Origin of the sequence: Carboxydocella sporoproducens DSM 16521, assembly GCF_900167165.1 — a bacterium.
Taxonomy (GTDB): Bacteria; Bacillota.
In genome coordinates this window covers 1-26253 of the sequence record NZ_FUXM01000020.1, presented here as the reverse complement: position 1 = coordinate 26253, position 26253 = coordinate 1, and the positions used below count along the sequence as shown (strand labels likewise).

At 50.2% G+C, this 26253-nt stretch carries 29 protein-coding genes; 7 read left to right on the top strand and 22 right to left on the bottom strand.

Translation table 11 applies throughout. From position 1 onward, the window contains the following. Positions 1 to 35: 35 nt before the first annotated feature. Positions 36 to 770, bottom strand: a complete 735-nt coding sequence (locus B5D20_RS08415) for an N-acetylmuramoyl-L-alanine amidase (protein WP_078665791.1) — start codon at positions 768 to 770, stop codon at positions 36 to 38. A 70-nt stretch (positions 771 to 840) separates the two neighbouring features. After that, the gene (locus B5D20_RS08410; RefSeq protein WP_078665790.1) at positions 841 to 1911 is read right to left on the bottom strand and encodes an FtsW/RodA/SpoVE family cell cycle protein; all 1071 of its coding nucleotides are present in this window, start codon (positions 1909 to 1911) and stop codon (positions 841 to 843) included. Positions 1912 to 1976: 65 nt separating this feature from the next. On the opposite strand from B5D20_RS08410, the gene B5D20_RS08405 reads away from it, so the two are divergent. After that, positions 1977 to 2852: an RluA family pseudouridine synthase gene (locus tag B5D20_RS08405; RefSeq protein ID WP_159071957.1), complete on the top strand. Its 876-nt coding sequence runs from the start codon at positions 1977 to 1979 to the stop codon at positions 2850 to 2852. A 61-nt stretch (positions 2853 to 2913) separates the two neighbouring features. Next, positions 2914 to 3765, top strand: coding sequence for a DegV family protein (locus tag B5D20_RS08400; protein WP_078665789.1), 852 nt, complete (start codon positions 2914 to 2916; stop codon positions 3763 to 3765). 24 nt (positions 3766 to 3789) lie between these two features. Here the strand turns inward: B5D20_RS08400 and B5D20_RS08395 are convergent, their stop codons facing one another. The 6 genes from B5D20_RS08395 to B5D20_RS08370 form a co-directional block, all read right to left on the bottom strand. Continuing rightward, positions 3790 to 4620, bottom strand: coding sequence for an energy-coupling factor ABC transporter ATP-binding protein (locus B5D20_RS08395; RefSeq protein ID WP_078665788.1), 831 nt, complete (start codon positions 4618 to 4620; stop codon positions 3790 to 3792). Further along, a complete protein-coding gene (gene cbiQ / locus B5D20_RS08390) occupies positions 4601 to 5398 on the bottom strand; it encodes a cobalt ECF transporter T component CbiQ (RefSeq protein WP_078665787.1) in 798 nt (265 codons plus the stop codon). Before cbiQ ends, B5D20_RS08395 begins: the two co-directional genes overlap by 20 nt. Continuing rightward, positions 5391 to 5684, bottom strand: a complete 294-nt coding sequence (locus B5D20_RS08385) for an energy-coupling factor ABC transporter substrate-binding protein (protein ID WP_078665786.1) — start codon at positions 5682 to 5684, stop codon at positions 5391 to 5393. Before B5D20_RS08385 ends, cbiQ begins: the two co-directional genes overlap by 8 nt. Position 5685: 1 nt before the next feature. Continuing rightward, the gene (locus B5D20_RS08380; RefSeq protein ID WP_078665785.1) at positions 5686 to 6429 is read right to left on the bottom strand and encodes an energy-coupling factor ABC transporter permease; all 744 of its coding nucleotides are present in this window, start codon (positions 6427 to 6429) and stop codon (positions 5686 to 5688) included. A gap of 296 nt (positions 6430 to 6725) precedes the next feature. Beyond that, entirely contained in the window at positions 6726 to 7646 is a 921-nt protein-coding gene (locus B5D20_RS08375; RefSeq protein WP_078665784.1) for a DNA-3-methyladenine glycosylase family protein, read from the bottom strand. Between the two features lie 59 nt (positions 7647 to 7705). Then, on the bottom strand, positions 7706 to 7954 hold the full coding sequence (locus tag B5D20_RS08370; RefSeq protein ID WP_159071958.1) for a 4Fe-4S binding protein: 249 nt from the start codon (positions 7952 to 7954) through the stop codon (positions 7706 to 7708). 231 nt (positions 7955 to 8185) lie between these two features. Between B5D20_RS08370 and B5D20_RS08365 the strand changes: the two genes are divergently transcribed. After that, positions 8186 to 8899, top strand: coding sequence for an HAD family hydrolase (locus B5D20_RS08365; protein ID WP_078665782.1), 714 nt, complete (start codon positions 8186 to 8188; stop codon positions 8897 to 8899). On the opposite strand, the gene B5D20_RS08360 is transcribed toward B5D20_RS08365, so the two are convergent. The 12 genes from B5D20_RS08360 to B5D20_RS14105 form a co-directional block, all read right to left on the bottom strand. Continuing rightward, complete coding sequence (locus tag B5D20_RS08360) at positions 8896 to 9681, bottom strand: tRNA 2-thiocytidine biosynthesis TtcA family protein (protein ID WP_078665781.1); 786 nt, start codon at positions 9679 to 9681, stop codon at positions 8896 to 8898. The genes B5D20_RS08365 and B5D20_RS08360 overlap by 4 nt on opposite strands. A 24-nt stretch (positions 9682 to 9705) precedes the next feature. Beyond that, positions 9706 to 10038 carry a bacillithiol system redox-active protein YtxJ gene (gene ytxJ, locus B5D20_RS08355; RefSeq protein ID WP_159071959.1) on the bottom strand — a complete coding sequence of 111 codons (333 nt, stop codon included), beginning with the start codon at positions 10036 to 10038 and terminating at the stop codon, positions 9706 to 9708. Beyond that, complete coding sequence (locus tag B5D20_RS08350) at positions 10017 to 10475, bottom strand: nucleoside recognition domain-containing protein (protein ID WP_078665779.1); 459 nt, start codon at positions 10473 to 10475, stop codon at positions 10017 to 10019. The genes ytxJ and B5D20_RS08350 overlap by 22 nt, the downstream gene beginning before the upstream one ends. A 10-nt stretch (positions 10476 to 10485) precedes the next feature. Then, positions 10486 to 10905, bottom strand: a complete 420-nt coding sequence (locus tag B5D20_RS08345) for a nucleoside recognition domain-containing protein (RefSeq protein WP_078665778.1) — start codon at positions 10903 to 10905, stop codon at positions 10486 to 10488. Between the two features lie 15 nt (positions 10906 to 10920). Beyond that, positions 10921 to 11211 (bottom strand): DUF503 domain-containing protein, encoded by a 291-nt coding sequence (locus tag B5D20_RS08340; RefSeq protein ID WP_107754109.1) that lies wholly within the window; start codon positions 11209 to 11211, stop codon positions 10921 to 10923. Positions 11212 to 11267: 56 nt separating this feature from the next. Next, complete coding sequence (locus tag B5D20_RS08335; RefSeq protein WP_078665776.1) at positions 11268 to 12437, bottom strand: LL-diaminopimelate aminotransferase; 1170 nt, start codon at positions 12435 to 12437, stop codon at positions 11268 to 11270. A gap of 50 nt (positions 12438 to 12487) precedes the next feature. Continuing rightward, positions 12488 to 14641 (bottom strand): heavy metal translocating P-type ATPase, encoded by a 2154-nt coding sequence (locus B5D20_RS08330; RefSeq protein ID WP_078665775.1) that lies wholly within the window; start codon positions 14639 to 14641, stop codon positions 12488 to 12490. A gap of 18 nt (positions 14642 to 14659) precedes the next feature. After that, on the bottom strand, positions 14660 to 15007 hold the full coding sequence (locus B5D20_RS08325) for an ArsR/SmtB family transcription factor (protein WP_143311978.1): 348 nt from the start codon (positions 15005 to 15007) through the stop codon (positions 14660 to 14662). Between the two features lie 107 nt (positions 15008 to 15114). Then, complete coding sequence (locus B5D20_RS08320) at positions 15115 to 16716, bottom strand: MDR family MFS transporter (RefSeq protein WP_278308375.1); 1602 nt, start codon at positions 16714 to 16716, stop codon at positions 15115 to 15117. A gap of 5 nt (positions 16717 to 16721) precedes the next feature. Further along, positions 16722 to 17153, bottom strand: coding sequence for a MarR family winged helix-turn-helix transcriptional regulator (locus B5D20_RS08315; RefSeq protein WP_159071960.1), 432 nt, complete (start codon positions 17151 to 17153; stop codon positions 16722 to 16724). Positions 17154 to 17264: 111 nt separating this feature from the next. After that, positions 17265 to 17849 carry an RNA polymerase sigma factor gene (locus B5D20_RS08310; RefSeq protein WP_078665772.1) on the bottom strand — a complete coding sequence of 195 codons (585 nt, stop codon included), beginning with the start codon at positions 17847 to 17849 and terminating at the stop codon, positions 17265 to 17267. A gap of 45 nt (positions 17850 to 17894) precedes the next feature. Further along, positions 17895 to 18572, bottom strand: coding sequence for a DoxX family membrane protein (locus tag B5D20_RS14105; protein ID WP_159071961.1), 678 nt, complete (start codon positions 18570 to 18572; stop codon positions 17895 to 17897). A 248-nt stretch (positions 18573 to 18820) separates the two neighbouring features. On the opposite strand from B5D20_RS14105, the gene B5D20_RS08300 reads away from it, so the two are divergent. Together B5D20_RS08300 and B5D20_RS08295 are read left to right on the top strand one after the other, a co-directional pair. Continuing rightward, the gene (locus B5D20_RS08300) at positions 18821 to 19183 is read left to right on the top strand and encodes a winged helix-turn-helix transcriptional regulator (RefSeq protein WP_078665770.1); all 363 of its coding nucleotides are present in this window, start codon (positions 18821 to 18823) and stop codon (positions 19181 to 19183) included. Further along, positions 19184 to 20935, top strand: coding sequence for an ATP-binding protein (locus B5D20_RS08295; RefSeq protein WP_078665769.1), 1752 nt, complete (start codon positions 19184 to 19186; stop codon positions 20933 to 20935). A gap of 79 nt (positions 20936 to 21014) precedes the next feature. On the opposite strand, the gene B5D20_RS08290 is transcribed toward B5D20_RS08295, so the two are convergent. Further along, on the bottom strand, positions 21015 to 24176 hold the full coding sequence (locus B5D20_RS08290) for an FAD-binding and (Fe-S)-binding domain-containing protein (protein ID WP_078665768.1): 3162 nt from the start codon (positions 24174 to 24176) through the stop codon (positions 21015 to 21017). A 267-nt stretch (positions 24177 to 24443) separates the two neighbouring features. Between B5D20_RS08290 and B5D20_RS08285 the strand changes: the two genes are divergently transcribed. Together B5D20_RS08285 and B5D20_RS08280 are read left to right on the top strand one after the other, a co-directional pair. Further along, positions 24444 to 24656 carry a 4Fe-4S binding protein gene (locus B5D20_RS08285; protein ID WP_078665767.1) on the top strand — a complete coding sequence of 71 codons (213 nt, stop codon included), beginning with the start codon at positions 24444 to 24446 and terminating at the stop codon, positions 24654 to 24656. A 223-nt stretch (positions 24657 to 24879) separates the two neighbouring features. After that, positions 24880 to 25101, top strand: a complete 222-nt coding sequence (locus B5D20_RS08280) for a hypothetical protein (RefSeq protein ID WP_078665766.1) — start codon at positions 24880 to 24882, stop codon at positions 25099 to 25101. Between the two features lie 6 nt (positions 25102 to 25107). Here B5D20_RS08280 and B5D20_RS14100 read toward each other — a convergent pair whose 3' ends face one another. Next, positions 25108 to 25869, bottom strand: a complete 762-nt coding sequence (locus B5D20_RS14100; RefSeq protein ID WP_175577337.1) for a hypothetical protein — start codon at positions 25867 to 25869, stop codon at positions 25108 to 25110. Positions 25870 to 26253 lie beyond the last annotated feature (384 nt).

Genomic DNA, 26253 nt, shown 5'->3' with positions numbered 1-26253 from the left:
ATAGCACAGCACCAGAACCTTTACAAGTATATTGTTTAGCTTTGAAAATAATTTATAATCCCATCACGCAGGGCCTGAGCCCAGCGTTGCCGCCAGGCGTTATCGGCCAGCAGTCTTTCTTCAATGGGGTTACTGATAAAGGCCAGTTCCACCAGTACTGCCGGCATCTGGGCTTTGCGAATGACCAGAAAATTGCCCTGTTTAATCCCCCGCCAGGGTAACCCGGGTTTTTGCAGGGGTGGTTCTAAGGCCTGTGCCAGCGACCGGGCAGTAGCATGATGGAAATAGATCTCAGTGCCCCTGGCTTCCCTATTGGTTGCAGAATTACAATGAACAGAAACAAAGATATGGGCCCCCTGACTATTGGCCAGCTTTACCCGCCGGGATAATTCCGCTACCCGGCTATCCGGTTCCCCTACCCGGTCACTATCCCGGGTTAAAATCACCTGGGCCCCGTCATTTTGTAAGAGCTGTTTCAGCTTCAGAACCACATCCAGAGTGACATCCTTTTCCTTCAAGCCACTGGGCCCTACCGCTCCCGGGTCAGGCCCGCCATGCCCGGCGTCCAGACAGATAATCCGGTTGGCCAGGGGTTTGACTGCTACCACTGGCTGGGAATCAATATAAACGATCCGATTACTGCCATCCCAGACCAGACGATGACCCAGGCTTTCCAGCAAAGGCCGGATAGGCACCCAGGTCTGGTTTTCCTGCAGCCGTCCAAAAAAGGGCAGGGCCTTGCCCTTATACACCAGCTTGACCTCATCCATCTAGCATCACCTCATTGAATTGTATGCACCGTTTGCCGGTGTCGCCACTGACCAAGAAAAAAAGAGCGGTCTAACCCGCTCCTGCATACTCTCCTTCTTCCTTTCCTACCATCCCGGCCGCCAAACCTGCCGCCCAGGCGGTTGTAATCAAACCAGTTCCTCCCCAGCTCATCCAGGGCAAGTTAATGGTAGTAATAGGAAACCAGCCGCTATTGGTCAGAAAATGCAAGGCCGCTGCACTTCCCAGCCAGGCCAGCAAAGCCCCTCGCACCATCAGGGGGTAATCCCCCTGCCAGTACTTTTCCCAGCGCCGCGGCCAGACCGCCCAAACCCAGGCCAGATAGGCAATAACCAGCAGTACAGCTGCTACCCAACCCAGTTTGTGGGCCAGGAAAGCAAAGAGATAATCATCTTCCGGTGATGAGATATAATAACTCTCCTGCCGCCAGGTAAAACCCTGGCCCCACCAGCCTGCTTCTGCCCACATGCGGCGCAGCCCCAGATAATCCTCACCCCCCTGCCCTGGTATGGGCCAGAGGACATTGTAAATACGCCCCTGCACATAGGGATGTAACCAGGCCAGACCACTAAACAGCAACAGTCCCAGGGCTCCGGCCAACCCTTCTCTCAGACCGAAATTGCCCTTCAGGACCAGCACCGTCAGGCCTGCTGCCCAGAGGACAGGAATCTGGCTGAAATCGGGCTGAGCTGCCAGCAGCAAACTCTCGCCCATTAAAAGGGCCAGCATCCAGCGCCGCCGGGGTAAGAGGGGTAAGACCAAACAGGTAGTAAGCAGCATCAAACCAGCAGGGGCAATTACCAGATCACCCAGCTTGAGCCAGCGAGCTGCCCCGCCGGCCGCTATACTCCAGCCAGGCACCAGCAAAAAACCGTTTAGCACTACTGTAATTGCCCACATACTCCAGGCCCAGTTTTGCCAGAAAGGCACAGTAGTCCGCCAGGCCAGAAAGAAGGCCAGCAGGGCCAGGAGAGCGAACTGGGCCTGCCGTAAGCCATAGGCATGGTAATTGCCATAATCCTGCCAGGAACGCACGGCTGTGGCTCTGTCCACCAGCATTACCCCAATTGCCATCAGAGACAACGGCAACAGGAGAGCCAGGGTGCGGCGCAAATCAAGCATTTCCCTTCCTCCCAATTCGGGATATAATATTATTATCCATTATATCACAGAAAGGAGCAAATTCCTTGCGCAAATGGCTGACCTATTCTGTTCCCCCCGAACAAGCCGGTTTGACGGTGGAAACTATTCTGCGCCAGCAGTTACAGGTATCAGGGCGGGCGATTCAGCGCCTGACCCGCCGCCGGGGAATTTTGCTCAATGGTCGTGCCCCTTTTTTGGGCCATACCGTAAAAGCAGGAGATGAGCTGAAAGTCCTGCTGGAAACCGCTGCTCCGGCCCCCGGTCTAACCCCGATACATATGGCTTTAGATATTCTTTTTGAAGATGAACAGTGCCTGGCTCTTAACAAACCGGCAGGTATAGCTGTTCATCCCGGTGGACCGCACCAGGGGCAAAAACCGACTCTGGCCCATGGGGTAGCCTATTACCTGCAGCAAAAAGGTCTGGCCCCGGTGGCCCATCCTGTCCACAGACTGGACCGGGACACCAGTGGCGTTGTTCTCTTTGCCAAACACAGCCATGCCCATCATGTACTGGACCAGCTACTGCGCAGCGGCAAAATCAGCCGCTATTACCAGGCCATCGTTTTGGGCCAGCCTCCGGCTGAAACGGGAGAAATTTCAGCTCCCATCGGCCCTCATCCCCATCATCCACAGTTACGCGCCATCATTCCTGCGGGGCAGCCTGCCCTTACCCGCTACCGCCTTCTACAAACCGGGAAGGAATGGTCCCTGCTGGAACTGGAGCTGGTTACCGGTCGTACCCACCAAATTCGAGTACATTTAAGCCACCTGGGCTGTCCTATTCTGGGGGACAAATATTATGGCGGTCCGGCCGCTCCCCTGGCCCCTCGTCCTCTGCTCCACTGCCAGCGCCTGGTTTGGCCAGGACAGGGAATTAGCGCTCCGTTACCTGCCGATTTTCGGAATTTTTTAAAATAGCTTTTAGTATGGTTGTTAATATGTTAAAATAAAAGAAATCTAAATATTTGGAGGAGAAAGAATGCCCCAGTTTTCCATTGCACTAATCACAGACAGCGCCTGCGATCTACCCCCGACCTTGTTAGAAGCGCTGCAAATTCACGTCCTGCCCTTTGGCATCAATTATCAGGATGGTCAGTTCCTGGACCGGGTAGATATCCAGCCCGAGGATATCTATGCTCGCTTGCCGGTTGAAATCCCCACCACTTCCATGCCCACTCCCGGCGCGGTTCTGGCTTTGCTGGACCAACTGAAGGCTGAAGGCTACAAACAGGTACTGGCCATCCATATCTCCAGCAGTCTTTCTGGTACCTGGCAAATGGTACAGACCATAGCCAGCCAGTATGAAGGCCTGGACATCCGGGTATTTGACAGCCGTTCCCTTTCCTTCGGTCAGGGTTTTCTGCTTCTGGAAGCCGCCCGGATGCTGCGCAGCGGCCAAACCGATCTGGATACTATCTGGCAGCGCTTAGTACATCTGCGGGATACTAGCCGTGTCTTTTTTATCCTCGATACGCTGGAATATCTCCACCGGGGCGGTCGTATTGGTGCGGTTTCCGCCTTTCTTGGGCAAATGCTCAATCTAAAACCCATTATTTCTGTTGATAAAGAAGGCAAGTATTTTTCCTTCACAAAAGTAAGGGGAAAAAAACTGGGGTTAAAAGAATTGCTGAAAATAGGCGAACAGCTGGCTAAAGAAACCCCTTGCCGGCTGGCTGTTCTGCATGGCGCCGCCGAGGCAGAGGCACGGGAGCTTTACAAAAAACTGAAAGAGCTCCCCACTGTGGTAGAAAGCTTTCTGGAACAGATTTCCCCGGCTCTTGGCATCCATACCGGCCCTGGTCTGGTAGGTTTTGTTTTCTGTGAAGCATAAAAGCTGTCCTTGCGGACAGCTTTTTTATTGAGCCAGCACCAGGGCCAGCAACTCCTGTCGATTGCGCGGCAGCGGCCGGTTAGTTAGCCCCCGTTGCCTCAAGGCCTGATATACCTCAACCAGCCAGGGCTGAGTCAGATCTGCCTGTTGCAGAAGCTTTTCATCCAGGAAAATTTCCGCCGGTGTTCCCTGCCCGATTACCCGTCCCTGTTGCATGACATAGACATAATCTGCCCAGTCATAGGCCAGTTCCACATCATGGGTGGAAAGGATGACCGTCGTCCCCTTGTCGCTAATATTATCCAGCAATTCCATTACTTGTCTGGAATGGCGCGGATCCAGCCAGGCTGTAGGCTCATCACAAATCAGCACTTCCGGCTCCATGGCCAGAATGGCCGCCAGGGAAACCCGTTTTTTCTGCCCGTAACTCAAGGCATGGGTCGGTTTATCCCGTAAATGGCTGATCTCCGTGGCTGCCAGAGCCTGTTCCACCCTCCGCCGCACCTCCGCTTCCGCCAAGCCTAGATTGAGGGGGCCAAAGGAAATCTCCTGATAGACACTGGCGGAAAATAGCTGGCTATCCGGGTCCTGAAAAACAATCCCCACCCGTTTGCGCAGCTCCAGTAAATCTTTATGTTTATAGCTGACTTTATGCCCGGCAAAACGGATTTCCCCCTGCCGGGGCCGTAAAATTCCGTTAAAGTGCAAAAACAGGGTGGATTTGCCCGCCCCATTGGACCCCAGCACGGCAATTTTCTTTCCCCGTTCAATCGCCATATTCACACCCTGCAATGCTACCGTCCCATCCGGATAGGCAAATTCCACGGCACAGGCCTCAAGAATGAAAGATGACAATTTTTTCTCCTCCCCCGTTTAATGCCATAAACCAGAGTACCATTTGTACCAGAGCAATCAAGGCCAGATTGGCACCGGACCAGTGATATTCCGGTTCCAATACCCTTAACTCCCCCTGATAACCCCTGGCCTCCAGAGCTTGATAGAGCTGGCGGGAACGCTGCTGGGATTTGAACAACAGAGCGGTTATCAACTGGCCCAGGGAGCGGTAGGAATTGCCCAGACTGGCATAGCCCCAGCGGGAAGCCTGGGAAATCTGGATCTGTACTGCTGTTTCCGCCAGCACAAAGATAAAGCGATAAACCAATCCCATCAGTTCCAGTAGCAGGGGCGGAATCTGCAAACGGCGCAGAATTCCCAGGATCTCAACCATCGGTGTAGTCAGGATGAGAAAGTAAAGGCAGCTGACAGCAGCCAGAGCCTGTAGTATAACCCGCAGGGCCAGCCCCAGCTGCCGCCAGTCAATCCCTGCAAACAGCGGCCCGATTTTCCAGGTTATAATCCCACTAACCGGCTCGGTACTGAGGCTTAACAAAATCGTCCAGGCACTGAGCAGCAAAAAGGAAAAAGGCAAAAGCAGCAGCCGCACCAGATAGCGCAAGGGTATACCAGCCCGCCCCCATAAAATTCCATTCATTATTAGCAGCACCAGGCCCGTTACCACCGGTTGGGGATGGCTCAAGACCGCCCCCATAGTTAATCCGGTCAATAGCAATTTTTCCAGAGGATGAACATGACGCAGCCGGTTATTATAAGCAAATTGATCGATATTAAACATGCCCTTTTTTCTCCTCTGCCTGTTTTTTGCCGCGAAGATAGCCTAAATAATAGCCAATAAAACCACTGCCCAGGGCTGCTTGCAGGGCAAAGAGCAAGCTTTCCACTTCCCCGCTGGGCGGTTGCCAGAAATTCTGGAACCAGGGCTTGTAGTCAGGACGCAACTGGCTGATCACTTCTTCCGCCTGCCCATCAGCTCCAGCGAAAGGGGCATTGGGCAACAGGACAAGAGGTCCTAAAGATAAAACCACGGCCATTAGCAATAAAATAAGATTTTGCTTTTTCATCTTAACCCTCCTCCGTCAGAACTGCCAGTTCCACTAACTCCTGGCGGTTATAATTGCTGATGGTATTAAAGACCACTACAGTCAGCAAGCCTTCGCTGATGGCCAGCGGAATCTGGGTAAGGGCAAAAATCCCGGCAAATTTGAGAAAGGCAGCAATGAGCCCACCGGTGGGAAATGCCAGGGCCAGCTGAACCGATGTCACCAGATAGGTAGCCAGGTCCCCCAGGGTAGCGGCCAGAAAAATGCTGAAACTGCGGTTCACCCCGGTTTTTTGCAAAAGCTTGTAAAGTCCATAGGAAACCAGAGGGCCAGTAATAGCCATAGAAAAGGCATTGGCTCCTAAAGTAGTTACCCCGCCATGGGCCAGCAGTAAAGCCTGAAAAAGGAGAACAATCGTGCCCAGCACCATCATGGCAGCTGGACCAAACAGGATAGCTCCCAGCCCCACTCCCGTTGGATGGGAACAGCTACCGGTTACGGAAGGTATTTTTAATGCAGATAGTACAAAGGCAAAAGCTCCCACCAAACCCAGGAGCATCTTTACTCCGGGGTTGGCTTTTACTATCCGGTTTATCCGGTACAAACCCCAGGCCAAAAAGGGCAAGAACAGCAAATACCATAATCCCGCCCAAACCGGCGGCAGGAAGCCTTCAGCTATGTGCATGGCATAAGCATTAACAGGGGCATTTAAAGTAAACCATAATAAACCCAAACCAATCAGAACTAATGACTTGTACTTTTTCATCTACTCTTCCCCTCCCAGCATTGCAAAATAAAAAATCCCCAGCCTTATGACCAGGGAAGGCAAGGCGCTCAGCTTAACGGACAGCCTGAAGCAAACCACCTCCCATTTGCATAAAGGTGTGTTTCAGCAGGCCGGTTACTGGCTGAGGTTCATCGCTGGCCCCTCACAATGAGCCCGCTCACCAACACAGTAAATGCTCGGATTCGCACCGGATACCGTTTAAGCCGACCCCTCAGGGCCAGGCGCCTCTGTTATTCTTTTTTAACAGTAATTATCATAGCATATTATGGTCATTTTTACAAGTCTTTGCCTGAATTTTCTGTTAAACTCAACCAGAGATAATGGGTTACCCAGCTCCGGTAGGGCCGCCAGCCTTCCCCGATTTCCCGTACTTCAGCTTCAGTTGCCTGGCGTCCCAGCCCCCACAGCTGCCCAACCGCATTACGTAAACCGATATCCGCTGCCGGCAACAAGTCCGACCGCCCCTGGCCAAACAGCAGGATACACTCTGCTGTCCAGCGCCCAATGCCCCGCCAGGAAATTAAATAGCTCATCGCCTCCTGTTCCGGCATGGTTTCAACCTTGCTCCAGTTCAGCTGGCCTGTTGCTGTAGCCTGGGCCACTCCCAGTACATATTCTGCCTTACTGCGGCTGAACTTGAGTAAACGTAAATCTTCCGCGGTCAACCTGACCAGTTGTTGCGGCTCAGGAAACAACAGCCAGTCCACCCCTTCCCAGTGCCACTGGCAATTACAACGGACCAGCAAATTCCGTTTCAGCTGGGCGCAAAAACTGAGATTGAGCTGCTGGGCAATTATAGAGCTAATGGCCGCTTCATAAAGAGTCGGCTCCAGGATCATGCGCTGACCATAGAAACGCTCCACCAGAGCAGCCAGGGGAAGATGCTGGCGGCAAAACTGATAAAAAGCAGGCAAATCAAAATTCAGGCAAAAGACATGGCTTAAATAGGCAATAGCCCGTTCCTGCCAGTCAGGCGGTAGCTCGGGGCCAGCCACCTCAATATGCCAGCAGGGTTTGGTTACTGTGCCTTCTTCCTGTACTGTCAATAAAACAGGTCGACCATCCCAGCTCAGGGCCTTTTGTAAACCATTCTCCCCCAGCCGGTAGAGTACATCCTGACCGGCAGAACGCATTCGTTTCAGCATTCCCGGTAAATCGGTAGGAGCAGGGGGATTCCAGTAAAATTCGTGTTGCATCCATTAACCCTCCATTTCCTCTCCATTTTACCACAAATAGAAAAAGAGGAAAGCGGCCTTTAGCCGTTTTCCTCTTCTAACCGTTTCAGCTCCTCTACCAGCAGAGCCAGTTCCTCGTCATCCTGAGCGAAGTAGATGGCCCCCGGTCCGCAATGGACCACACAGGTGCCACAGCTCATGCATTTCTCCCGATCATAGACGATTTCACCCCGTTCTTTGTCATAGCGCAGGGCCAGGGGTACACAATAGGTCGCTGCCGGACAGTCCTTGTTCTGGTCACATAGCTTTTTGTCGATGTAGATAGGCATCCCGCTCTTCCTCCTTCTTCCTCCCATATTCTTCCCCATCCACCTTACAGGCGGATTGACAGCTGGAAATTTCTTGCCCTGTGTGATAGTATAGTTTACGCGCCAGCCATTCTACCGGACCCATGAAAGTATCACTTCTGTCTTGATTTATACTATACCCTTGTATTGTATATTCTATGATAAATTGCTGTTGCCGTCAACCACTATAACACCATGAGGAGGTAAAGGTATATGAAACGGGACACGATTTTATTTGACCTGGACGGTACATTACTGCCTATTGATCAGGAATTATTCATGCAGGAATATTTGCAGGCGGTAGCTGAGCATTTCCACTGGCTGGCAGACCGCAAAACCTTTTTACGCCACTTCTGGCAGGCTACTGAGGCCATGATCGCCAATGATGGCCGCCTTACCAATGCCGAAGCTTTCTGGCATACCTTTACCCGTCTGACAGAAAAGGGACAGGAAGAACTCCTGCCCCATTTTGAAAAATACTATCTTGAAGTTTTTCCGCAGCTGAAAAAGTGCTGTCAGCCTACGCCCCTGGCCCGGCAGGTGGTAGAAAAAGCCCTGGCCAAAGGCTACCAGGTAGTGCTGGCCACCAATCCCCTCTTCCCTGTGGAAGCTACCCGGGAACGCATGCACTGGGCTGGTATCGCCGACCTGCCCTGGCTCCATGTCACCTATTATGACAGCTACCGCAGTTCCAAACCAGCAGTCCGTTATTTCCTTGAAGTATGTGAAAATATTAACCGCCCCCCGGAAGCCTGTTTCATGTTCGGCAATGATGCGCAGGAGGACCTGGTGGCTACCACTCTGGGTATCACCACCGGTCTGGTCACTGATTGCCTCATCGACCGGGGTGAACCCACTTATCCCGCTCACTGGCGAGGAACCCTGGCCGAGCTCCTGGACTGGCTGGACCAGCTTCCTGCCCTTTAACTCTTGTTCCGCCAGAAGTCCAGGCTCTTTTGCCAGATCTCTTTCTTGCTCAATTCCCGGGGCCAGCGCTCCACCGGGGTGCCTTCCCGCATGGCAGCGGCTACATTGGCAAAGACCTGGCGGTTTTGCCGGCCAAGCTGGCGTAACAGCTCCTTCACTTCTGCCCTTTTGGTATAGCCATCTAAAGGACAGGGGCTGGGGATGGGTTGAATCCCCAGCTCCTTCCCAGCTCGCCGGATTTCCTTCTCCCGGAAATAGACCAGCGGCCGGATTACCCAGAGCTGGCTTTCATCCAGCCAGGTTTTGGGCTGGAAAGTCTGGATTTGGCCACTGTAAAGGATGCTCATCAAAAAGGTTTCTACGGCATCATCATAGTGATGGGCATAAGCCACCTTGTTGAAACCATGGGCTCTGGCAAAGGCATTGAAGGTTCCGCGCCGAAAAAAAGAACAGCGGGCACAGGCACTTTGCCGATCCTCCCCCAGGGCCAGCTCGCTAATTTTAGTATGAACAGTATAAAAAGGCACATCTACTCGCTGACAAAAGGCCTCCAATTCCTGCCGGGGAAAACCCGTTTCAAAGCCCAGGTCAATGGTCAGGGCCCCTACTTCAAAAGGGAAAGGCGCATGCTTGCGTAATACCGAAAGGGCATAGAGCAAAAAAGAACTGTCCTTCCCGCCAGAAAAGCCTACCAGCACCCGGTCCCCCGGACTGAGCAAATCAAATTCGATAATAGCCCGCCAGAGAGGGCGAATATATTTTTTCGGCAAAGCTAAACGCACGGTTATTCAGCTCCTGTCCCTGGATTAGTTAATATGAGCCTGCAGGTTGGCCCTGGTTATCTGGCCATGGCTGGTATGCCAGAGGGGACTGGTCCCATCCAGCCAGAGAACCTGGGGACTGGCATGGGCTACCCCACTCACTTCGGCCAGGCGGTTACTCACCGGTCGGGCTGCCTGCACTACAATGCGATAGACTACCTGCTCCGGCCCCCGTTCAGCCAGCCATTGTTCCACTTCCTGGTGAGCCCGGGCACTGATAGGACAGGTAGCGCTGTGTTTAAAAAACAGCTTTTTCCCGCCTTGACGCAAAATTTCCTCCAGTTCTTCCACCTGCATTACATCGATGAATTTTCCCATGACTGCTCCTCCTTCAATAACCATTTTCCCACCATCCAGGTAACAATAATAGCCATCACCGTCCTGGCTGTCAACAACAGCCATCCACTGGCACCAATCCTGGCAAACAAAAGGGTATCTTCGATGATAGCATGATTGAGTACCAGAAAGATACTGAGCAAATGCAAATCCTTGCGGGACAGCTCCCCCTCCCGGGCCGCCGCTATTATCACCCCGGCCCCATAGGCAATACCGAAAACCAAACCTACCAGCAAGGGCAAAGCCGCTGCCCGGGACAGATGGATTTTGCCCAGAGCCGGGGCCAGCCAGCCGGCCGCTATATCCAGCCATTTTAGATCTTTCAGAATCTCCAGTACCAGCATAATAGGTATGACGATAACGGCCACATCCCAGATCAGCCGCAGGCTCCCCATGCCGATGGACAGTATTGTTTCCACCCCTGCTCACCTACCAGAATAAATTCAAAATGATCCCCGCCAAAAAGGAAAAACCCAATCGCACTGCTACCAGCGGCCAGCCAGCGATTCCAGTCTGACGGGAAACAGCGGTTTCTACCAGTAAATTATGGGAAAGCAACAGCATTAAAGAGATAATGGTAATCTGTTTCCCCGTTAAGGTGATAGCCGCCATGGCCCCAATGGCAGCATAGAGATTGAGCAAATTGCCGATCACCAGGGCGGTAGCCGCTTCCCCCGGTAAACCGAACAGGGCCATCAAGGGCCGACAAATATCCGCCAACCAGGTAAACAGGGGCGTCAGTTTAAGTAAGTTCACTGCTATGTAGATAGGTAGCATGGTTTTGGCCAGCACCCAGGTGGTATTTATCCCCTTTTTCCAGCCTCTGTATAATGTCTCCTGCCAGTTCACTCTCCATCCTCCAGTTTACAGTATTTCTGTTTCCACCTCACCCACCCGCAGGCGCGGTTCCGCTTCCAGCCAGTCGATAATAGCCTGGAGCTGGCTGCCCGCATGAGCTGAATTGCCGCCAATGACAGCAATGCCCAGGGTGATTTTCTGCCACAAATCCTGATCGGCTATCTCTGCCACCGCCACATTGAATTTGCTGCGCATTCTGCTAATTATACTCTGTAAAACCCGTCTTTTATCCTTCAGGGAATGCCCATCTGCCAGGTAAAGGGTAATCCGTCCACAGCCAATAATCAATCTGGTCACCAGCCTTTTCTTTTCAACAAGTGAGAAAACCCCCGCTGGCAGCGGAGGTAAGTTGTTCAGAAATGAAAATTAGCTTTAATTCGGGCCACTGCTTCCTGTAAGAGCGGCACTTCCTGGGTCAGGGCGATGCGTACATATCCTTCCCCCTGCGCCCCAAAGGCATGACCGGGAATCACCAGCACTCCGGCTTTTTCCAGTAATGTGAGGGCAAACTCCATGGAAGTGGAAAAACCGGCCGGAATCCGGGCCCATAAAAACATGGAGCCTTTCGGTTTGGGAATCTGCCAGCCCGCTTCAGCCAGTCCTTCTACCAGCACATCCCGCCGTTTCTGATAAGTAGCTGCATTTTCCCGAACAAAATCCTGGGGACCTTCTAAGGCCGCAATTGCTGCCTCCTGAACCGCGCTAAAAACTCCATAATCGATATTGGATTTGATTTTATTCAGGTTGGCGATAACCTCCTGATTGCCTACTACAAAGCCTATACGGCAACCCGCCATATTAAAGGACTTGGAACAGGAGTGAAACTCCACCCCTACCTCCCTCGCCCCGGGTACCTCCAGAAAACTCATAGGCTTAAAACCATCAAAAGCCAGTTCGGAATAGGCCGCATCATGACAAACCAGTAAATCATACTGCCGGGCGAATTCCACTGCCTGCCGGAAAAAGGCTCGGTCCGCCACCGCCGCCACCGGATTGCTGGGGTAATTGAGGGTCAGCAGTTTCGCCCGCCGGGCCACCTCTGCCGGAATATCCTCCAGCCGGGGCAGAAAACCGTTTTCTTCCTTCAGCGGCAAAGGATATAATTCCCCTCCGGCCAGCAAGATACTGGCACTATAAATGGGATAGCCCGGATCAGGTACCAGAGCCAGGTCTCCCGCCTCAATATAGGCCCAGGCCAGATGGGCCAGCCCGTCCTGGGATCCCATCAACACCAGCACTTCCCGCTCCGGATCCAGCTCCACATCAAAACGGCGCTGATACCAGCGGGCAATAGCTTGCCGTAACTCCAAACAGCCCTCAAACACCGGATAACGATAATTAACATCCTTTTCAATCCCGGCACGCAAGGCAGCTTTTATATGCGGAGCAGGAGGGCGGTCCGGGCTGCCAATCCCCAGATTGATCACTGGCAAGCCCCGGGCCTCCACTTCCCGCTTTTTGGCCTCCATTACGGAAAAAATCCCGGTAGTCAGCAGTTCGATACGCCGTGCTACCTGAACCATCCAACCCACTCCCCTTTCACAATAATAATAACACAAAGGGAGGCAGATTGTCAGCAAGGGTCTCTATCCGGTAGTCTCTGGCTCTGCAAGATCCGCAGAGCATTTAAAACAGCCAGCAGAGCCACTCCTACATCAGCGAAAACCGCTTCCCACATGGTGGCCAGTCCTCCGGCTCCTAACAGAAGTACCATCCCTTTTACCCCAAAAGCCAGGGCAATATTCTGCCAGACAATTTGTTTGGTGCGGCGGGCTATCTGCACGGCTTCTACCAGCTGTACCGGTTCATCCCGCATCAGCACCACATCTGCAGCTTCAATGGCAGCATCTGCCCCCAGCCCCCCCATGGCGATTCCGATATCGGCCCGGGCCAAGACAGGAGCATCATTGATGCCATCACCCACAAAAGCTACTTTCTCTTGAGCAGTTTTTTCCTGTTCGATTTTTTCCAGCCAGACTACTTTGTCCTGGGGCAACAATTCCGCCTTAACCTCAGTAATACCCAGCTGTTCCGCTACCTGCCGGGCCGCTGCCTGGCTATCCCCGGTCAGCATCACCAGCCGCCGGATGCCCAGCTGCCGTAGACTGTTAATAGCTTGCTTTGCATCAGGTTTCAGCTGGTCTGCCAGCCGGATATAGCCGGCATATTCCCCGGCAAGGGCCAGCCAGATTACCGTGCCTTCCACCTCTGTTACCGGTACGGCAATACCTTCTGTCTCCAGCAGTTGCCGTTTACCAGCAATAACCCTGGTACCCTGGACCACAGCCTTCACACCCTGGCCGCTGATTTCTTCATACTCGCTGACCAGAACCTGCTCTACCGGCTGTCCCCAGGCTGCCAGCACTGAACGGGCCAGGGGATGATTAGAAAAACTCTCCGCCAGTGCCGCATAGGCCAGTATCTCTTCTCTGGGCCACTTTCCCGCCGGTACTACCTCTACCACCTGAAAAACCCCCTGAGTCAGGGTCCCGGTTTTGTCAAATACTACTGCTTCCAGTTTACTCAGGGCTTCCAGATAATTGCCCCCCTTGACCAGGATCCCCCGGCGGGCTGCCGCTCCCAGACCTCCAAAGAAACCGAGGGGAATGGAAACCACCAGGGCACAGGGGCAGGAGACAACCAGAAAGACCAGGGCCCGGTAAAGCCAGAGGGAAAAACCCGCTGTCGAAAAGGTCAAAGGTGGAATCAAGGCTATTGCTGCAGCCGCCAGCACCACCGCCGGGGTATAATAGCGGGCAAAAGTGGTAATAAAGTTTTCCGTCGGCGCTTTCTGGGTAGCAGCAGATTGCACCAGCTCTAGGATACGGGCTACAGCGGATTCCTCATAGGCCCTGGTTACTTCAATGGTCAACAGCCCATTCTGATTAATAAATCCCGCCAGCACTTCATCTCCTTCCCGTACCGTACGTGGCAAAGCTTCCCCGGTTAAAGCCGAAGTATCCACCGTTGAGGAGCCTAGCACTATTCTCCCGTCCAAGGGTATTTTTTCCCCTGCTTTTACCAGAATGAAAGCTCCCACCGGCACCTCCTCCGGCTTCACCCTTTTTACTTCCTGCCCCAGCAACAAATTGGCCGAGTCAGGACGGATAGCCAGCACCGCCTGAATGGAACGGCGGGAACGCTGTACAGCCATATCCTGCAAAAGCTCACCCACCTGGTAAAAAAGCATCACCGCTACCGCTTCCGGATATTCCCGCAGGGCAAAAGCGCCCAGAGTTGCAATGGTCATGAGGAAATTTTCATCAAACACCTGCCCCCTGCCGATATTTTTCATAGCCTTGAGTACTATTTCCCCACCCACCAGGCCATAGGCCAGCAAGAACAGCAGCAATTCCAGCCCTGTCGGCATTTTCAAAACCAGGGCCAGCAGGTAAACCAGCGCTCCTATTCCTAAACGCAACAATTCCCCTTTTTTTACTGCTGTCAGGAGTTGCTCCTCTGGTAATCCTTTCTCTTCTTCCCTGACTTCCAGTCCCGCCTCTATCTGCTGTGCAATCCGCGCAGCTTCAGTCACAATCCGGTCTGTTTCCTCCTGGTTCTCCACCTCGATCGTTAATCTCTGGGCAACAAAATCCAGAGTGGCTGCCCTCACCCCATCCAGGTTACGCACCTTTTCCTCGATTTTAGCAGCACAATTGGCACAGGACAGGCCCTGTAACAGCAGGACCTTTTGGGCATGCTGTTTCGCTAGCAATCCTTTGTTCATCTTTATCCCTTCTTGCCATTATTTTTCAGTAATATGCAGGAAACCCTGATCAAAAATCTGTTTAATATGTTCATCATCCAAGGAATAATAAACTATCTTTCCTTCCTTGCGGTTTTTGACCAGCCGTGCCTGTTTCAATACCCGGAGTTGGTGGGAAATGGCCGATTGAGACATATTAAGCAAGGCTGCAATATCACAGACACACATTTCTGCCGCAAACAGGGCATACAGAATTTTGATTCTGGTAGTATCACCAAACACCTTGAACAGCTCCGCCAGGTCATATAACTGCTCTTCCGCCGGCATTTTTTCCTTTACCTGTTTTACGACCTCCTCATGGATAATGGTACAATCACAGCGCTCCATCCTCTCACCCCCTGTTTTCATTTGATTGTTTGAACACTTATTCATATATCCTGTTATGATTATATGCATTTAGCAAAAAAATGTCAAACAAAAAGAAAAGCCGCAGGTTAAACCTGCGACTTGCGTCCCTGTGTCAATTGAATTTCCCCCAGAAACAGGGTTAACACTGCTCCCAGGATGACAAACACCATACCATAGCGAAAAACATGCTGCAAGGTATCAACAAGAGAAGTTTTCAAAATGGGTACCAGTACCCGTTGCAAGGCCAGAGGCATTTTTTGCATTGCAGCTGGGTTTAGCAAGGTAGAATAGAGGGCCTGGGCATTATGACTGATCTGTTCCTGCAACTGTCTGGCCCAGGATTGAGCCTGCGCCGGCAGCTGAATTAGAAAAGGTTTCATTTTCTCAGTCAGCAAATGGCTGGAACGGTAATTCATCACCGCACCCAGAATGGTCATACCAAAAGTACCGCCAATTTGCCGGAAAAACTGGCTGGAGGAAGTAACGATTCCCAGTTCCTGCTTGCTAAAGGATTCCTGTAAGGCCAGAGTCGTCAATGGCATCACCAGACCTATTCCTACCCCCAGAACACCCATATACACCATGGCCAGCTGCTTGCTGGTACTCATATCCATGGTAGATAACAGCCAGAACCCTCCCACCATGGTTAACATACCCAGCAGCATCTGTTTTCTTAGCCCCAAAAATTGAACCAGCCGGCCACCAATAATACTAGCCGCCATCATGGCCAGCATCATGGGCATCATTACCGTTCCCGATTCAGACGGGCTGATGCCGATTATCCCTTGCATGAACAAGGGCACAAACATAATGGCTCCAAACATACCGATTGACATTAAAAAGCCAATGCCACTTAACAGGATGAAGACCCGGTTCTGGAAAAGGTGCAGGGGGAAGACCGGTTCACTGACACGGGTCTCTACCAGTATAAAAGCACTGAGCAGCAAAGCCGCCAAACCGAACAGGGAAAGAATTTGCCAGGACTGCCAGGGATACTCCTTGCCACCCAGGCTCAAAGCCAGCAATAGACTCACTACTCCAGCGATCAGGGTAAACATCCCCCGGTAATCAATTTGGACCCGTCGTTCCAGACGCTTGTTTTTGAGAGCAGTGGCGATTAAAAAAGTAGCCAGTAGCCCGGTAGGTAAATTAATGTAAAACACCCAGCGCCAGTTCCAGGCATCTACAATCCAGCCCCCCACCTGGGGCCCGATGATGGAAGACAGGGCAAAAACAGCCCCAAAAACTCCCTGCCACCTGGCCCGTTCTGCCCCAGTAAAAATATCCCCGATTACTACCATAGCCATCGGCATCATTACTCCTCCGCCGATGCCCTGCAGAGCCCGAAAGATAATGAGTTGTTCCATACTCTGGGCCAGCCCACAGAGAGCAGAGCCAAACATAAACAGCAACAACCCGGCAACATATACCGACTTACGCCCCAGCAAATCCGCCAGTTTACCGGCGATAGGCACAACCGCAGTGGAACTGAGCATATAGGCAGTAGTCAACCAGGTCATCATGCCCAGACCGCCCAGTTCCCCCACTATTCGCGGCATGGCTGTCCCCACGATGGTATTATCAAGAGCGGAAAACAACATCGCTACCAGTAACCCAAAAATCAATAGACCCCGTTTTTCCATGCCCTCTTCAGCCGTAATAGTGGTAGCCCATTCCTGTGTTTGCACTAAAATCACTCCTCAATTTTGGCCATCTTTTCCAGAATGGTAAGCAAAACTTCCCTTTCCTCTTGATCCAGTTTTTCCAAATAGCCCTTCAGAACCAGCCGCCGTTTTCGTCTGGCCTCAGCCAGTTTATCCTTTCCCGCCTCCGACAAACTTATCAAGACTACCCGGCGATCCCGGGTTTCACGGGAACGGACAATCAGGCCGTTATTTTCCAGACGATCCAGCATGACTGTAACTGAACTGGGCTTGACATGCAAAGCCTCTGCCAGCTGGCTGACGGTGGCTTGTCCCTGCTGGTCCAGGAGGTTCAGGAGAAAAAACTGGGGCCCGGTCAAATCAGGCTCCTCGGCGGCCAGCCGATTGCCAAAATTCCGCATGATCCGGCCAAATGCCGCCTGCCAGCGCTCTAAATAATCCTCAAATTCCCGTTCATTCATCGGCATCCCTCACTTGTTTAGACAATCTAATGTTTAGACTGTTTAAATATATCCCTTTTTTGACTTTTTGTCAAGAAAAAATCCGCTCTCTTGCGAAAGCGGATTCAGGTTTTATTCTATACCATGACTGCTCAGCCGAAATACCCCGGCTTTTTTATAGCTATGTTCCTGCTGTAAAATTTTCTTTAAGGCCAGGCGGGCCTTGTAAAGTCGCCATTTCACCATAGCTGATGAGCACCCCAGAATTTCAGCCACTTCTTTGGTGGAACAACCATTAATTTCTCTCAAAATATAAACTTCCCGTTGCTGTTCCGGCAGCCTGGCAATGGAGGCAAAGAGAATGTCCCTGATTGCCCTTTTTTGACATGATTTATCGGGATCCTGAGCACAGGTATCTTCCCCTCTAACTTCAGCAATTTGCTCCACCGGCTGTTCACTGCGAACAAATCCTTTGCGCTGGTAGTCTAAAGCTACGTTCACGGCAATGCGATAAAGCCAGGTGGATACTGCTGCTTTACCGGCAAAGGTGTGAAAGGCTTTAAAGGCCCGTAAAAAAGTCTCCTGGGCCAGATCCTGGGCCAGATGATAGTCCCCGGTCATCCCATAGAGCAGGTTCAAAATCTTTTTTTCATTGGCAGCAATAACTTCTTCAAAGGACAAATCATTTTCCCGGACATGGGGCTGAAGTACCGACATCTCCTTCACCTCCTACCAGTAGAAAAAAGCCCGCTGAGGGGCTTCTTATTTAGATCTCCGGGCAAGCAGGTGATCCAGGGAAATCCTGCCTGCTCCTTTTACCGCAAAATAAGCTGCCAGCCAGAATAGCACGAATACGTATTCAATCCCATCAGCTGGCCCTTTCAGGTCCAGGAAGAAACCATTGGCCCAGTGAACCTTAAACATTGCCACCAGCATCGTAATGGCCAATCCCAGGCCAGCCAGGCGGGTAAACAGCCCCAGCAAAATGGCCAGTCCGCCAAAAAACTCCGTCAGAATCGCCAGCCCGGCAAAAAAGGCCGGGATACCCAGCGCCTGGGTTAAAAAGCCCATCGTGCCAGACCAGCCAAAGCCGCCAAACCAGCCCAGCAGTTTCTGGGCCCCGTGGGCAAAAAAGACTGTCCCCAAACCTATGCGTAACAACAAATCAGCCCTTTGCTCACTAACTGCCAGCAATTTCTGGCAACAGCTGCTCTTAACCTGCAATGTCCCCACTTGCGGAACTTTGCTAAAAATTGATTCATCATGGGGACTTTTAGCCAAAAGCTCTGTTAGATCAGTTCCTGCCTTCACGCCAGCATGTTCGCCGTTTTGAAACACCTGGCTCACATCATAAACGCGCCCTTTATAAGCCACATAGGCAGGCTGGCCTTTTAAGCCATTGTATTTTTTTAGTTCTTCCAGAGTAAAAGTTTTGGACATCTCCATCGCCTCCTGTTTGCTTTTTCATTAATTAAGACGTAAGCAAACAGGATTGGTTAGTGGTTTGGGGGAAAAATCTAAAATTTGATCCGCCGCGGCGGATTTCCGGAAAAATCGGAAATGACCGCTAATTTATTGCTGAACTGTTTCAGCTGCATTATAATAATATCAAACGGTGAGAAATTAACAAGTACGATAATTTTTTGTACATAGTACAAAAAAACGTACTGTAAATAGGAGGAAGTAAAATGGATATACGCCAGGAACTCCTGGAACTTAAATGCCCGGTTGCCATTGCCCAGAATATTGTTGCCGGCAAATGGAAGCTTGTGATTATCTGGATGTTAAAGGATGGGCCCAAACGCTTTAATGAGTTATTGCGGGCTTTACCCAGTATCCGTCAGGGCTACCTTACCCAGCAGCTGCGGGAGTTAGAGCGGGATCAGCTCGTACATCGCCATGTCTATCCGGTTGTGCCGCCCAGGGTTGAATATTCTTTAACAGATATGGGTCAGCGGTTTCTCGAGGTGCTGAACAAGATGTATGAATGGGGTTTAGAATACCAGGAATTTCTTCGCCACTCTTCAATATCAACAGAGAGGAGCCAGTAAATGCGTCTAAATTTTCGTCTGCGGATTCTATTATTGTTTTTGATTATTACCATTGTTCCTTTTGCCTTTTTCTTTTATTTTTCCTGGCGAGCCGAGCGGGAAGCCTTAAAACAACAACTGGAATACCATCTGGTGATTATGGCTAACAACCTGGCAGAAAGCACTTATCAATTTATAAATGAGCGCTTGACTGACTTGAAATTCATGACTCTGTCCGTCCCCTGGACCTCCAGCCCGTACATCCTGCGTAAGTACTTGCAAGACTTTAATGAAAGTTATCCCCAGTACGACGGTGCCATTTATGTAAATCCTGCAGGTCAAGTCCTGGCTGACTCCAATATCTCTGCTGAAGGTAAAGATGTCAGCAGCAGACCCTGGTTTAAGCCTGCTTTACAGGGTCAGTACTATTTTTCTGATATCTATTATTCTCCCATTGTCCAACGTCCATTGCTTGTTTTAGCCGCCCCTGTAAAGAGCCAGAACCAGATCGTCGGTGTTGTTTCCCCCTCAGTTCACCTTGCTAATTTATGGCAAATGGTCGATGCTTTTAGCAGCCGCCAGCAGACTTTTGGCCAGGCTGGTTATGCCTTTATTATTAACCAAAAAGGTGAATTCATTGCCCATCCTGACCGACAAAAAATTCTCAAGGATAATTTTCTCACTGAGCACCAGTTACAGTTAAACACGATTTTAACAGCAGCCAGGGAAAAAAAGCTGATCAATCTGCCCCGGGACAGGGCTGTTGCAGCCTTCGCTCTGGTCAAACCTTTTTCCTCAAATACCCGGGCCTGGGTCGTAGGGGTTACCATTCCAGAACAGGTTCTCTATGCCCCCCTGGATAAATTGACTCGCGACCTGGTTAGCTTATTTGCCGTTGTTCTTTGTGTCTCTCTGTTTTTTTCTTTATATCTAGCCCATTCTCTCGGCCAGCCTTTAACTAAACTGTTGACGGCCATTGCCGCTTATGGGGAAGGGAAAAAACCTGAACCTCTTCCAGTGGAATCCGATGATGAAATCGGAAAGCTGAATCGGGCCTTTAATCAGATGGTATGGCAACTAGAAGAACGGGAAAAAGAATTGATCCGCTCAGAAAAGTTTAAAACAGCTGGTCAGCTGGCTGCCGGTATGGCCCATGAAATCCGCAATCCCCTGACTACAATCAAAGGCTTTTTACAAATTTTTAGCCAGCAAAATGCTAGTACCAATCAAATCAATCCCAAATATTTGCATCTGATAATTAATGAGGTGGAACGGATTGAACGGATCATCAACGAATTCCTTTACATCAGCAAATCTGTTAAAAAGGAATCTGTCAATTTAAATAGCTTGCTGCAAGATTTACTCATGTTCTGCGAACCCAGAGCCTTCCAGCAAAAAGTCATCCTGCAGCGGGAACTGGCAGACAACTTGCCCCTGGTGGAATTGGTCCCGGAACAAGTTAAACAGGTTTTCCTCAATCTTATCCAGAACGCCCTGGAAAGCATGCCCGCTGGAGGCGAACTGAAAATATCCAGTCAATGGCTACCAGACGCCAACCTGATCGAAGTTAAAGTTAGCGATACCGGTTTTGGAATGACAGAAGAAACCCTGGCCCAGCTGGGAACCCCATTTTTCACAACCAAACCCGATGGTCATGGTCTTGGCTTAATGCTCACTTACCAGCTGGTAGAACTATGGGGAGGCAAAATTCAAGTAAAAAGCGCCCCCGGCCAGGGCAGTACTTTTTCAATATTTATCCCCTGCAGCCAGTAACAAAAGGGCCCTATGCTGTCTATACGCATAAAAAAATAACCCTGCAGTCAAGTAAAACCGCAGGGTTGTTTAGTTATTCTTAAGCTTTATGACTTTTTGCCGCTTCCATACATCCCTTAGGATCTTTAAGCAACCCGCTCAATTCGAGACACATCCTGGTATCGGGAATTTGTCCGGTCTTGATGTATTCGATCATCATGGGGGTTACATAGGGCACGATTTGCGGCAGAATATTCGGCATCAGTGCTTCCATGGTCTTCGGCAGCAAATCCGGCATCAGTTCTTCCATATCTTTTGGCAAAGGCCCTACTCTCCGGGCTACCTCCTTGATCATATCCGGCATGACCTTGGGCATGACGCCAGGCACCAGCAATGGCATCATTACCGGCATCATCCTGGCCATTAAGGACAATCCGCCTGGAATCAATTTCATTAGCTTCATCATCGGAACCATACCGGGCGGCATATTGGCAAACATCTGCGGGAACAAAGAGGCCATGAGCTTGGCCATGTTTTCCGGATACATCAGGATGATGAACTTCTCAAATATACCCCAGGCTTCCAGCGAAACCCCGGTTTTGTCCTCGATCTCGTATCCCAATCCTTTGGCCACAAAGCGAGCCAGGTCGGTTATAGCAATATCCATCTGGTTTTGTTTGGCCGAGTTCCGCAATTGAACCTGGCAGCATGGGCATAGGGCCAGCAAAGCATCTGCGTTAACGTCAATGGCTTCCTGGATCCGCATCCCACCCAGTTTTGGCGCTACCGGCATTTCACCGATCAGAGTTAACACCGAACCACAGCAATAACCGTTTTCCCGGTTGTGCTCCATTTCCACCAGTTCGACTCCAGGTATGGCCTGGATTAATTGCCGTGGAGGCTCATAAACCCCCTGCGCCCGCCCCATATGGCAGGAATCGTGAAATGCCACCCGGGCCTTGACTTCATGATCGAATTTAAGTTTGCCGGCTGCCAGGGCCTCGGCAGCAACCTCCGAGTAATGCTTCACTTCAAATTCATATGGAACACCCAGTTCAGCAGCCAGATTAGGATAAAGCTCTTTCCAAACCAGGGCACAGGCCGGGCAGGAAGTAACTACCGTCTTGACACCGCGCTTCCTGGCTTCAGCGACATTGTGCCGGAAGATTTCTTCGAAAACATCCCATTTACCGGAGACTTTCATGGGAATCCCGCAACAGGCCTCGTCTGTCCCCATATAGGTGAATTCAATCCCTGCTTTGTCCAGCAGGCGAACGGTCGCTTCAGCCACATCGGTGTTGACATAAGAGGCCGTACATCCGGCAAAATACATGATTTCGGCTTTATCTTTGATCTTAGCTTTGATATCAGCCGGGAGCCAATCTGCACGATGTTCCCTTTTGCCGGCCCAGATGTTTTTCTCACCCCGCAAGGAGGCAGCCATCATCTCGAAAGGTGGGAAAGTCATCCGTTTTTCTTCGTGAACCAGCTTGCCTCGCATTTCCATCCAGTTATGCTCTACCGGCAGGTTAAGCTGGCAACGAATATTACAAAGTTCACAGGTGGTACACAGCAGGAACCTGTCTACCATCTCCTGGGTAAATTTCTCCCGTCCTGCCAGTACCTCCCGGATAAAGGCATATTTTCCGCGGGGCGAATGGGATTCCCACCCCCGGCCCAGAAACTGCTCACAAGTAGGAACACAGTAACCGCAGCGGGCACAGGCTGTGGCAAAAAAGGCGACACTGCCAGGAATACCGTTGATCTCTTTGGTCCGATCGGCCCCATCCCCGAAGTTGACTCTGGCAGCGTTGGCTACTACCCTGACCAGAGGTTCAAATGTAGAAGCAATACTCATCAAAGTATTAATTGCCCCGGAACCAATAACTTTATTGGGATTCATAATCCCCTGCGGATCGATCTTTTTCTTGAAGTTTACCAGAGCCTGGTAACGTTCGCTCCCCAGTACATTCCGGGCTTCATGGCGGAAGAACAAGCCGGTAGCGTAGACCGAACCGCCGTGCTTTTTGGCGATTTCGATTACAGACAACGCCAGACCAAAAGCCAGGTTAAAAGCGAATTTCCGTTCATCGTGGGGAATGAAGCCCAGAAGGACAATCTTATCACCAGCAGTCGCCATCCCCTCCAGAATAAAGGGATGTTTGATCTTCCGGTCAATTTCCTCCATTACATCCGCAAAGCTAGCAAAGGGAACCAAAGCCTCGGTGGGGATAATTGACGGGCCGATCCTCTTCAGCTTCATCGGCGAAAACCGCTGTTCCCACTCATGTTCAGTTGCTTCCCGACTTAGCTCTTCACCCTTGTTGGCCTTGATGATTTGAGTTAATTCCTGGTCAATAATCCCACGCCGGGACTCTGGATAAGCAACCATTGCAATATAGGCTTCCGGCAGCTCCGGCTCGATATGCGGATTGGCTTCCTCATAGGGATGGCCATGCCGGTGAGGCAGCTTTTTCTTCAAACGAATAGATTCAGGATTAAGCAAAGTTAATGACCAGACCTGCAGCTTGCGGGCAGAAACTGCCTGCAAGAATTGACCCGCTGAACGGGCATCCCGGAAAGCGATTGCCCTATGCACCTCCGGCTCAAGATCCCGGAGCAGAACAGTAACTTCGGTTATAATCCCGGTAATCCCCTCTGCATCGGCAATATAGTCACCCAGTTCCCTACCGGTAAAGGTGCGGACTTCACCGGTGGGCAGCACCACCCGGGCCGAAGTTATGTTATCTCTGATCGGGCCGTATTCATAGGAACCAAAGCCTGAACCACCCTGGGCCAACCAGCCCCCAACCGTAGAAGCCGGTAGAGATGTGGGGTAAATTCGCAAATCAAGCCCCTGTTTGTTGATTTCCTTCTGCAGGGTCTGCCAGATAACCCCCGGCTGGACGCGGACTGCTTTTTTGCCGGTGTCTATCTCCAAAATCCGGTTCATTGCAGTCAGGTCCACCACCACCGCACCTTCACCTGGCAATACTCCGCCAAAGCCGGATGTGGCGGCTCCCCTTGGAACCAGTTGCAGGCGTTCCTGCCGGGCCAGTTTTACCAGTTCCACAACTTCTGTTTCACTTTTGGGTCTCACCACAGCACCAGCGATACCGGTAGGAAGAAACGGCTTGATCAACTTCGGAATTGCACCAACATCGTAGGAATACAGCTTTCGTTCAATCCGGTCAACTCGATAGCCGTTTTCCCCGAAAATTCTTTTCAGTTCTCGCTCCACTTTTTCGCTGACTGCAGGCATTTTACATCCCCCTTTCAAATTTTACCCAAGGCATTTCCCCCGGAAAGTGAAAATGCTAACAAGTATCCTCAATTAAAATTTAACACATATTTGCACGTCTGTCTACTATTAAAATTAATTTTTCTTTCGCCTTAGATTATTTTGGCATAAATTATCTATAGAAAAATTTATGAATAATGATAGTGAAAAATTCGTTGACAATTGCTAAAATAGAAATAAGATAATAGAATAAAGTAATTAAATATAGTGAAAGAAGGTTATTTCAACATGAAAAAAAATAAAAGGAAAGCCTTTATTGATGCCAGCAAATGTGACCGTTCCCCTTCTTGCCCGGCTCGCAAGGCCTGTCCCTTTGGAGCTATTACCCAGGAGAAAAAATGGTTTTTTAAGGCCGGGGTACCTCAAGTAAACACTCACCTCTGTGCTGGCTGCGGTGAGTGCGTTAAATTCTGTCCTCGTGGTGCCGTAAAACTGGTCTAATCATCCAAAACAGCCGCTGGTCGCCCCTGTGGGCTACAAGATGGTCACCCACAGGGGCAATTGTCAGCGTTTTTCAGGCAATAAAAAACTCCCGGCAGCAAAACCGAGAGTAATCAGCCCGCTCTATTCTGGTCCTGAACATCTGGGCAATGGTAAAGATTGTTACGTATAACTTTCTTACCTTCAGGCCATGCTATTTTTGAATTGACCGGAGGTGAAATCAATGCGCAGAGACCTGTTTGCCAGACATGGCGGTGTTCATTTTACCGCCAATGTTTCGCCCCACGAAATCAACACATTTATACGCGAACTCCCTGCTGAAAAACGGGACAACCTTTTTGAAGTCCTAAGCGAGCTGGACGCCAAAGGGTTAATTACTATCCATAATGACGGGGTCTTTACCGATGGTGTAGGTAATATCAGCGCCGAAGACCAGGAATGTTGAAATCGGTCACCTTAGCCTTTCACCCTTTTCGTTTTTTGAAAAAGAAATAACCGTAGGAATGGCGCCACTACCGCTAATCTTGGTAAAAATTCCGTTTTCAAAGCCAAAATATCCAAAACTTGAAATCGTGTATACTATTATTTTGCCATTTCTTTCCTCGGTATCAAGAATTAAATGTCCTTCTGTCGCTACTTCTCCCTCAAGATAACCATTCTTCCCTCGATTTTTAATTGCAATGCTTACAGCTTTATCGATTGATTTCGGCTTTCGGGTTTCTTCTCTCTTTTTAAAGCTTTTGGCTATTTTGACAAGTTCGGACTTGATCACATACCTGGTGTGTGCATATATGTCATAAGCAATTTTTATATTTGGAAATAATAAATACAAATGGTTCTCGTTCTTAACAGAGGTATCTCCAGATGCCGCAGGTTGCGTTAAATCAAGATTTACTAAAACCGCTTTTGTGAATAATCCTTCAATTTTCTCTTGCCACTTTGTTTCTGAGTGATTGGGCAAAAAGAGCGGTTGGTCGGGTTCATAACCTACAATTTGTACTCCGCCAATAGGAATGTTGTTTTTCTCAAAGATCAGTTCAGCTTCACCAACTGTTATTTTCCATTCAGAAGGAATTTGCATTGTATAGTCCCCTATCTCAACAGAAACTTGTTTTGTCAGAGGATTTGTTAATAATAATCCACAAAGTACAACCAGACTAAGGGCCCCGGTCACTAAGAACATTCTTTTTTTGCCCTGGAAAAACTCTGCCATTTTTATCATCCTTATTCTTCTCTCAGTATTATTTTTATCATCGACGATTCCGATAAACCTTGAAGCAAGTCCCGGCGAGTTGAAGCTTTCAAGTACAGCTCTTTAAAATATGCTTTTTGCGATGTACCCTTTTTCAGAATGAAAATTGCTAAAAATATTATAAATAATTTTTTTTAAACATTATCATTCAGTTCTTTAGCAAGGATAATGGTATCTCTCTTTTTTTAAATCCTAAAAAAGGGCGCACTAATCCCACTAGCCCTAAAATGACTTCTTAATCATCCGGCCTGTAACTTTTTGCCCATATTAGAGATGCTTTTCTTCTCCTTTTTAAGCTACCAGGCTCCGCATCTTCTCTGCCTGATTTTCCCGAATTCGCCCTAT

Bases quoted from the DNA above. Each gene is read 5' to 3' on its own strand.
- B5D20_RS14105 (WP_159071961.1), bottom strand. From the start codon at position 18,572: ATGTCCAAAACTTTTACTCTGGAAGAACTAAAAAAATACAATGGCTTA.
- B5D20_RS08335 (WP_078665776.1), bottom strand. From the start codon at position 12,437: ATGGTTCAGGTAGCACGGCGTATCGAACTGCTGACTACCGGGATTTTT.
- B5D20_RS08385 (WP_078665786.1), bottom strand. From the start codon at position 5,684: ATGAAAAAGCAAAATCTTATTTTATTGCTAATGGCCGTGGTTTTATCT.
- B5D20_RS08365 (WP_078665782.1), top strand. From the start codon at position 8,186: ATGAAACGGGACACGATTTTATTTGACCTGGACGGTACATTACTGCCT.
- B5D20_RS08375 (WP_078665784.1), bottom strand. From the start codon at position 7,646: ATGCAACACGAATTTTACTGGAATCCCCCTGCTCCTACCGATTTACCG.
- B5D20_RS08315 (WP_159071960.1), bottom strand. From the start codon at position 17,153: ATGAATGAACGGGAATTTGAGGATTATTTAGAGCGCTGGCAGGCGGCA.
- cbiQ (WP_078665787.1), bottom strand. From the start codon at position 5,398: ATGTTTAATATCGATCAATTTGCTTATAATAACCGGCTGCGTCATGTT.
- B5D20_RS08330 (WP_078665775.1), bottom strand. From the start codon at position 14,641: ATGAACAAAGGATTGCTAGCGAAACAGCATGCCCAAAAGGTCCTGCTG.
- ytxJ (WP_159071959.1), bottom strand. From the start codon at position 10,038: ATGGGAAAATTCATCGATGTAATGCAGGTGGAAGAACTGGAGGAAATT.
- B5D20_RS08370 (WP_159071958.1), bottom strand. From the start codon at position 7,954: ATGCCTATCTACATCGACAAAAAGCTATGTGACCAGAACAAGGACTGT.
- B5D20_RS08300 (WP_078665770.1), top strand. From the start codon at position 18,821: ATGGATATACGCCAGGAACTCCTGGAACTTAAATGCCCGGTTGCCATT.
- B5D20_RS08310 (WP_078665772.1), bottom strand. From the start codon at position 17,849: ATGTCGGTACTTCAGCCCCATGTCCGGGAAAATGATTTGTCCTTTGAA.
- B5D20_RS08410 (WP_078665790.1), bottom strand. From the start codon at position 1,911: ATGCTTGATTTGCGCCGCACCCTGGCTCTCCTGTTGCCGTTGTCTCTG.
- B5D20_RS08415 (WP_078665791.1), bottom strand. From the start codon at position 770: ATGGATGAGGTCAAGCTGGTGTATAAGGGCAAGGCCCTGCCCTTTTTT.
- B5D20_RS08380 (WP_078665785.1), bottom strand. From the start codon at position 6,429: ATGAAAAAGTACAAGTCATTAGTTCTGATTGGTTTGGGTTTATTATGG.
- B5D20_RS08290 (WP_078665768.1), bottom strand. From the start codon at position 24,176: ATGCCTGCAGTCAGCGAAAAAGTGGAGCGAGAACTGAAAAGAATTTTC.
- B5D20_RS08325 (WP_143311978.1), bottom strand. From the start codon at position 15,007: ATGGAGCGCTGTGATTGTACCATTATCCATGAGGAGGTCGTAAAACAG.
- B5D20_RS08295 (WP_078665769.1), top strand. From the start codon at position 19,184: ATGCGTCTAAATTTTCGTCTGCGGATTCTATTATTGTTTTTGATTATT.
- B5D20_RS08400 (WP_078665789.1), top strand. From the start codon at position 2,914: ATGCCCCAGTTTTCCATTGCACTAATCACAGACAGCGCCTGCGATCTA.
- B5D20_RS14100 (WP_175577337.1), bottom strand. From the start codon at position 25,869: ATGGCAGAGTTTTTCCAGGGCAAAAAAAGAATGTTCTTAGTGACCGGG.
- B5D20_RS08285 (WP_078665767.1), top strand. From the start codon at position 24,444: ATGAAAAAAAATAAAAGGAAAGCCTTTATTGATGCCAGCAAATGTGAC.
- B5D20_RS08280 (WP_078665766.1), top strand. From the start codon at position 24,880: ATGCGCAGAGACCTGTTTGCCAGACATGGCGGTGTTCATTTTACCGCC.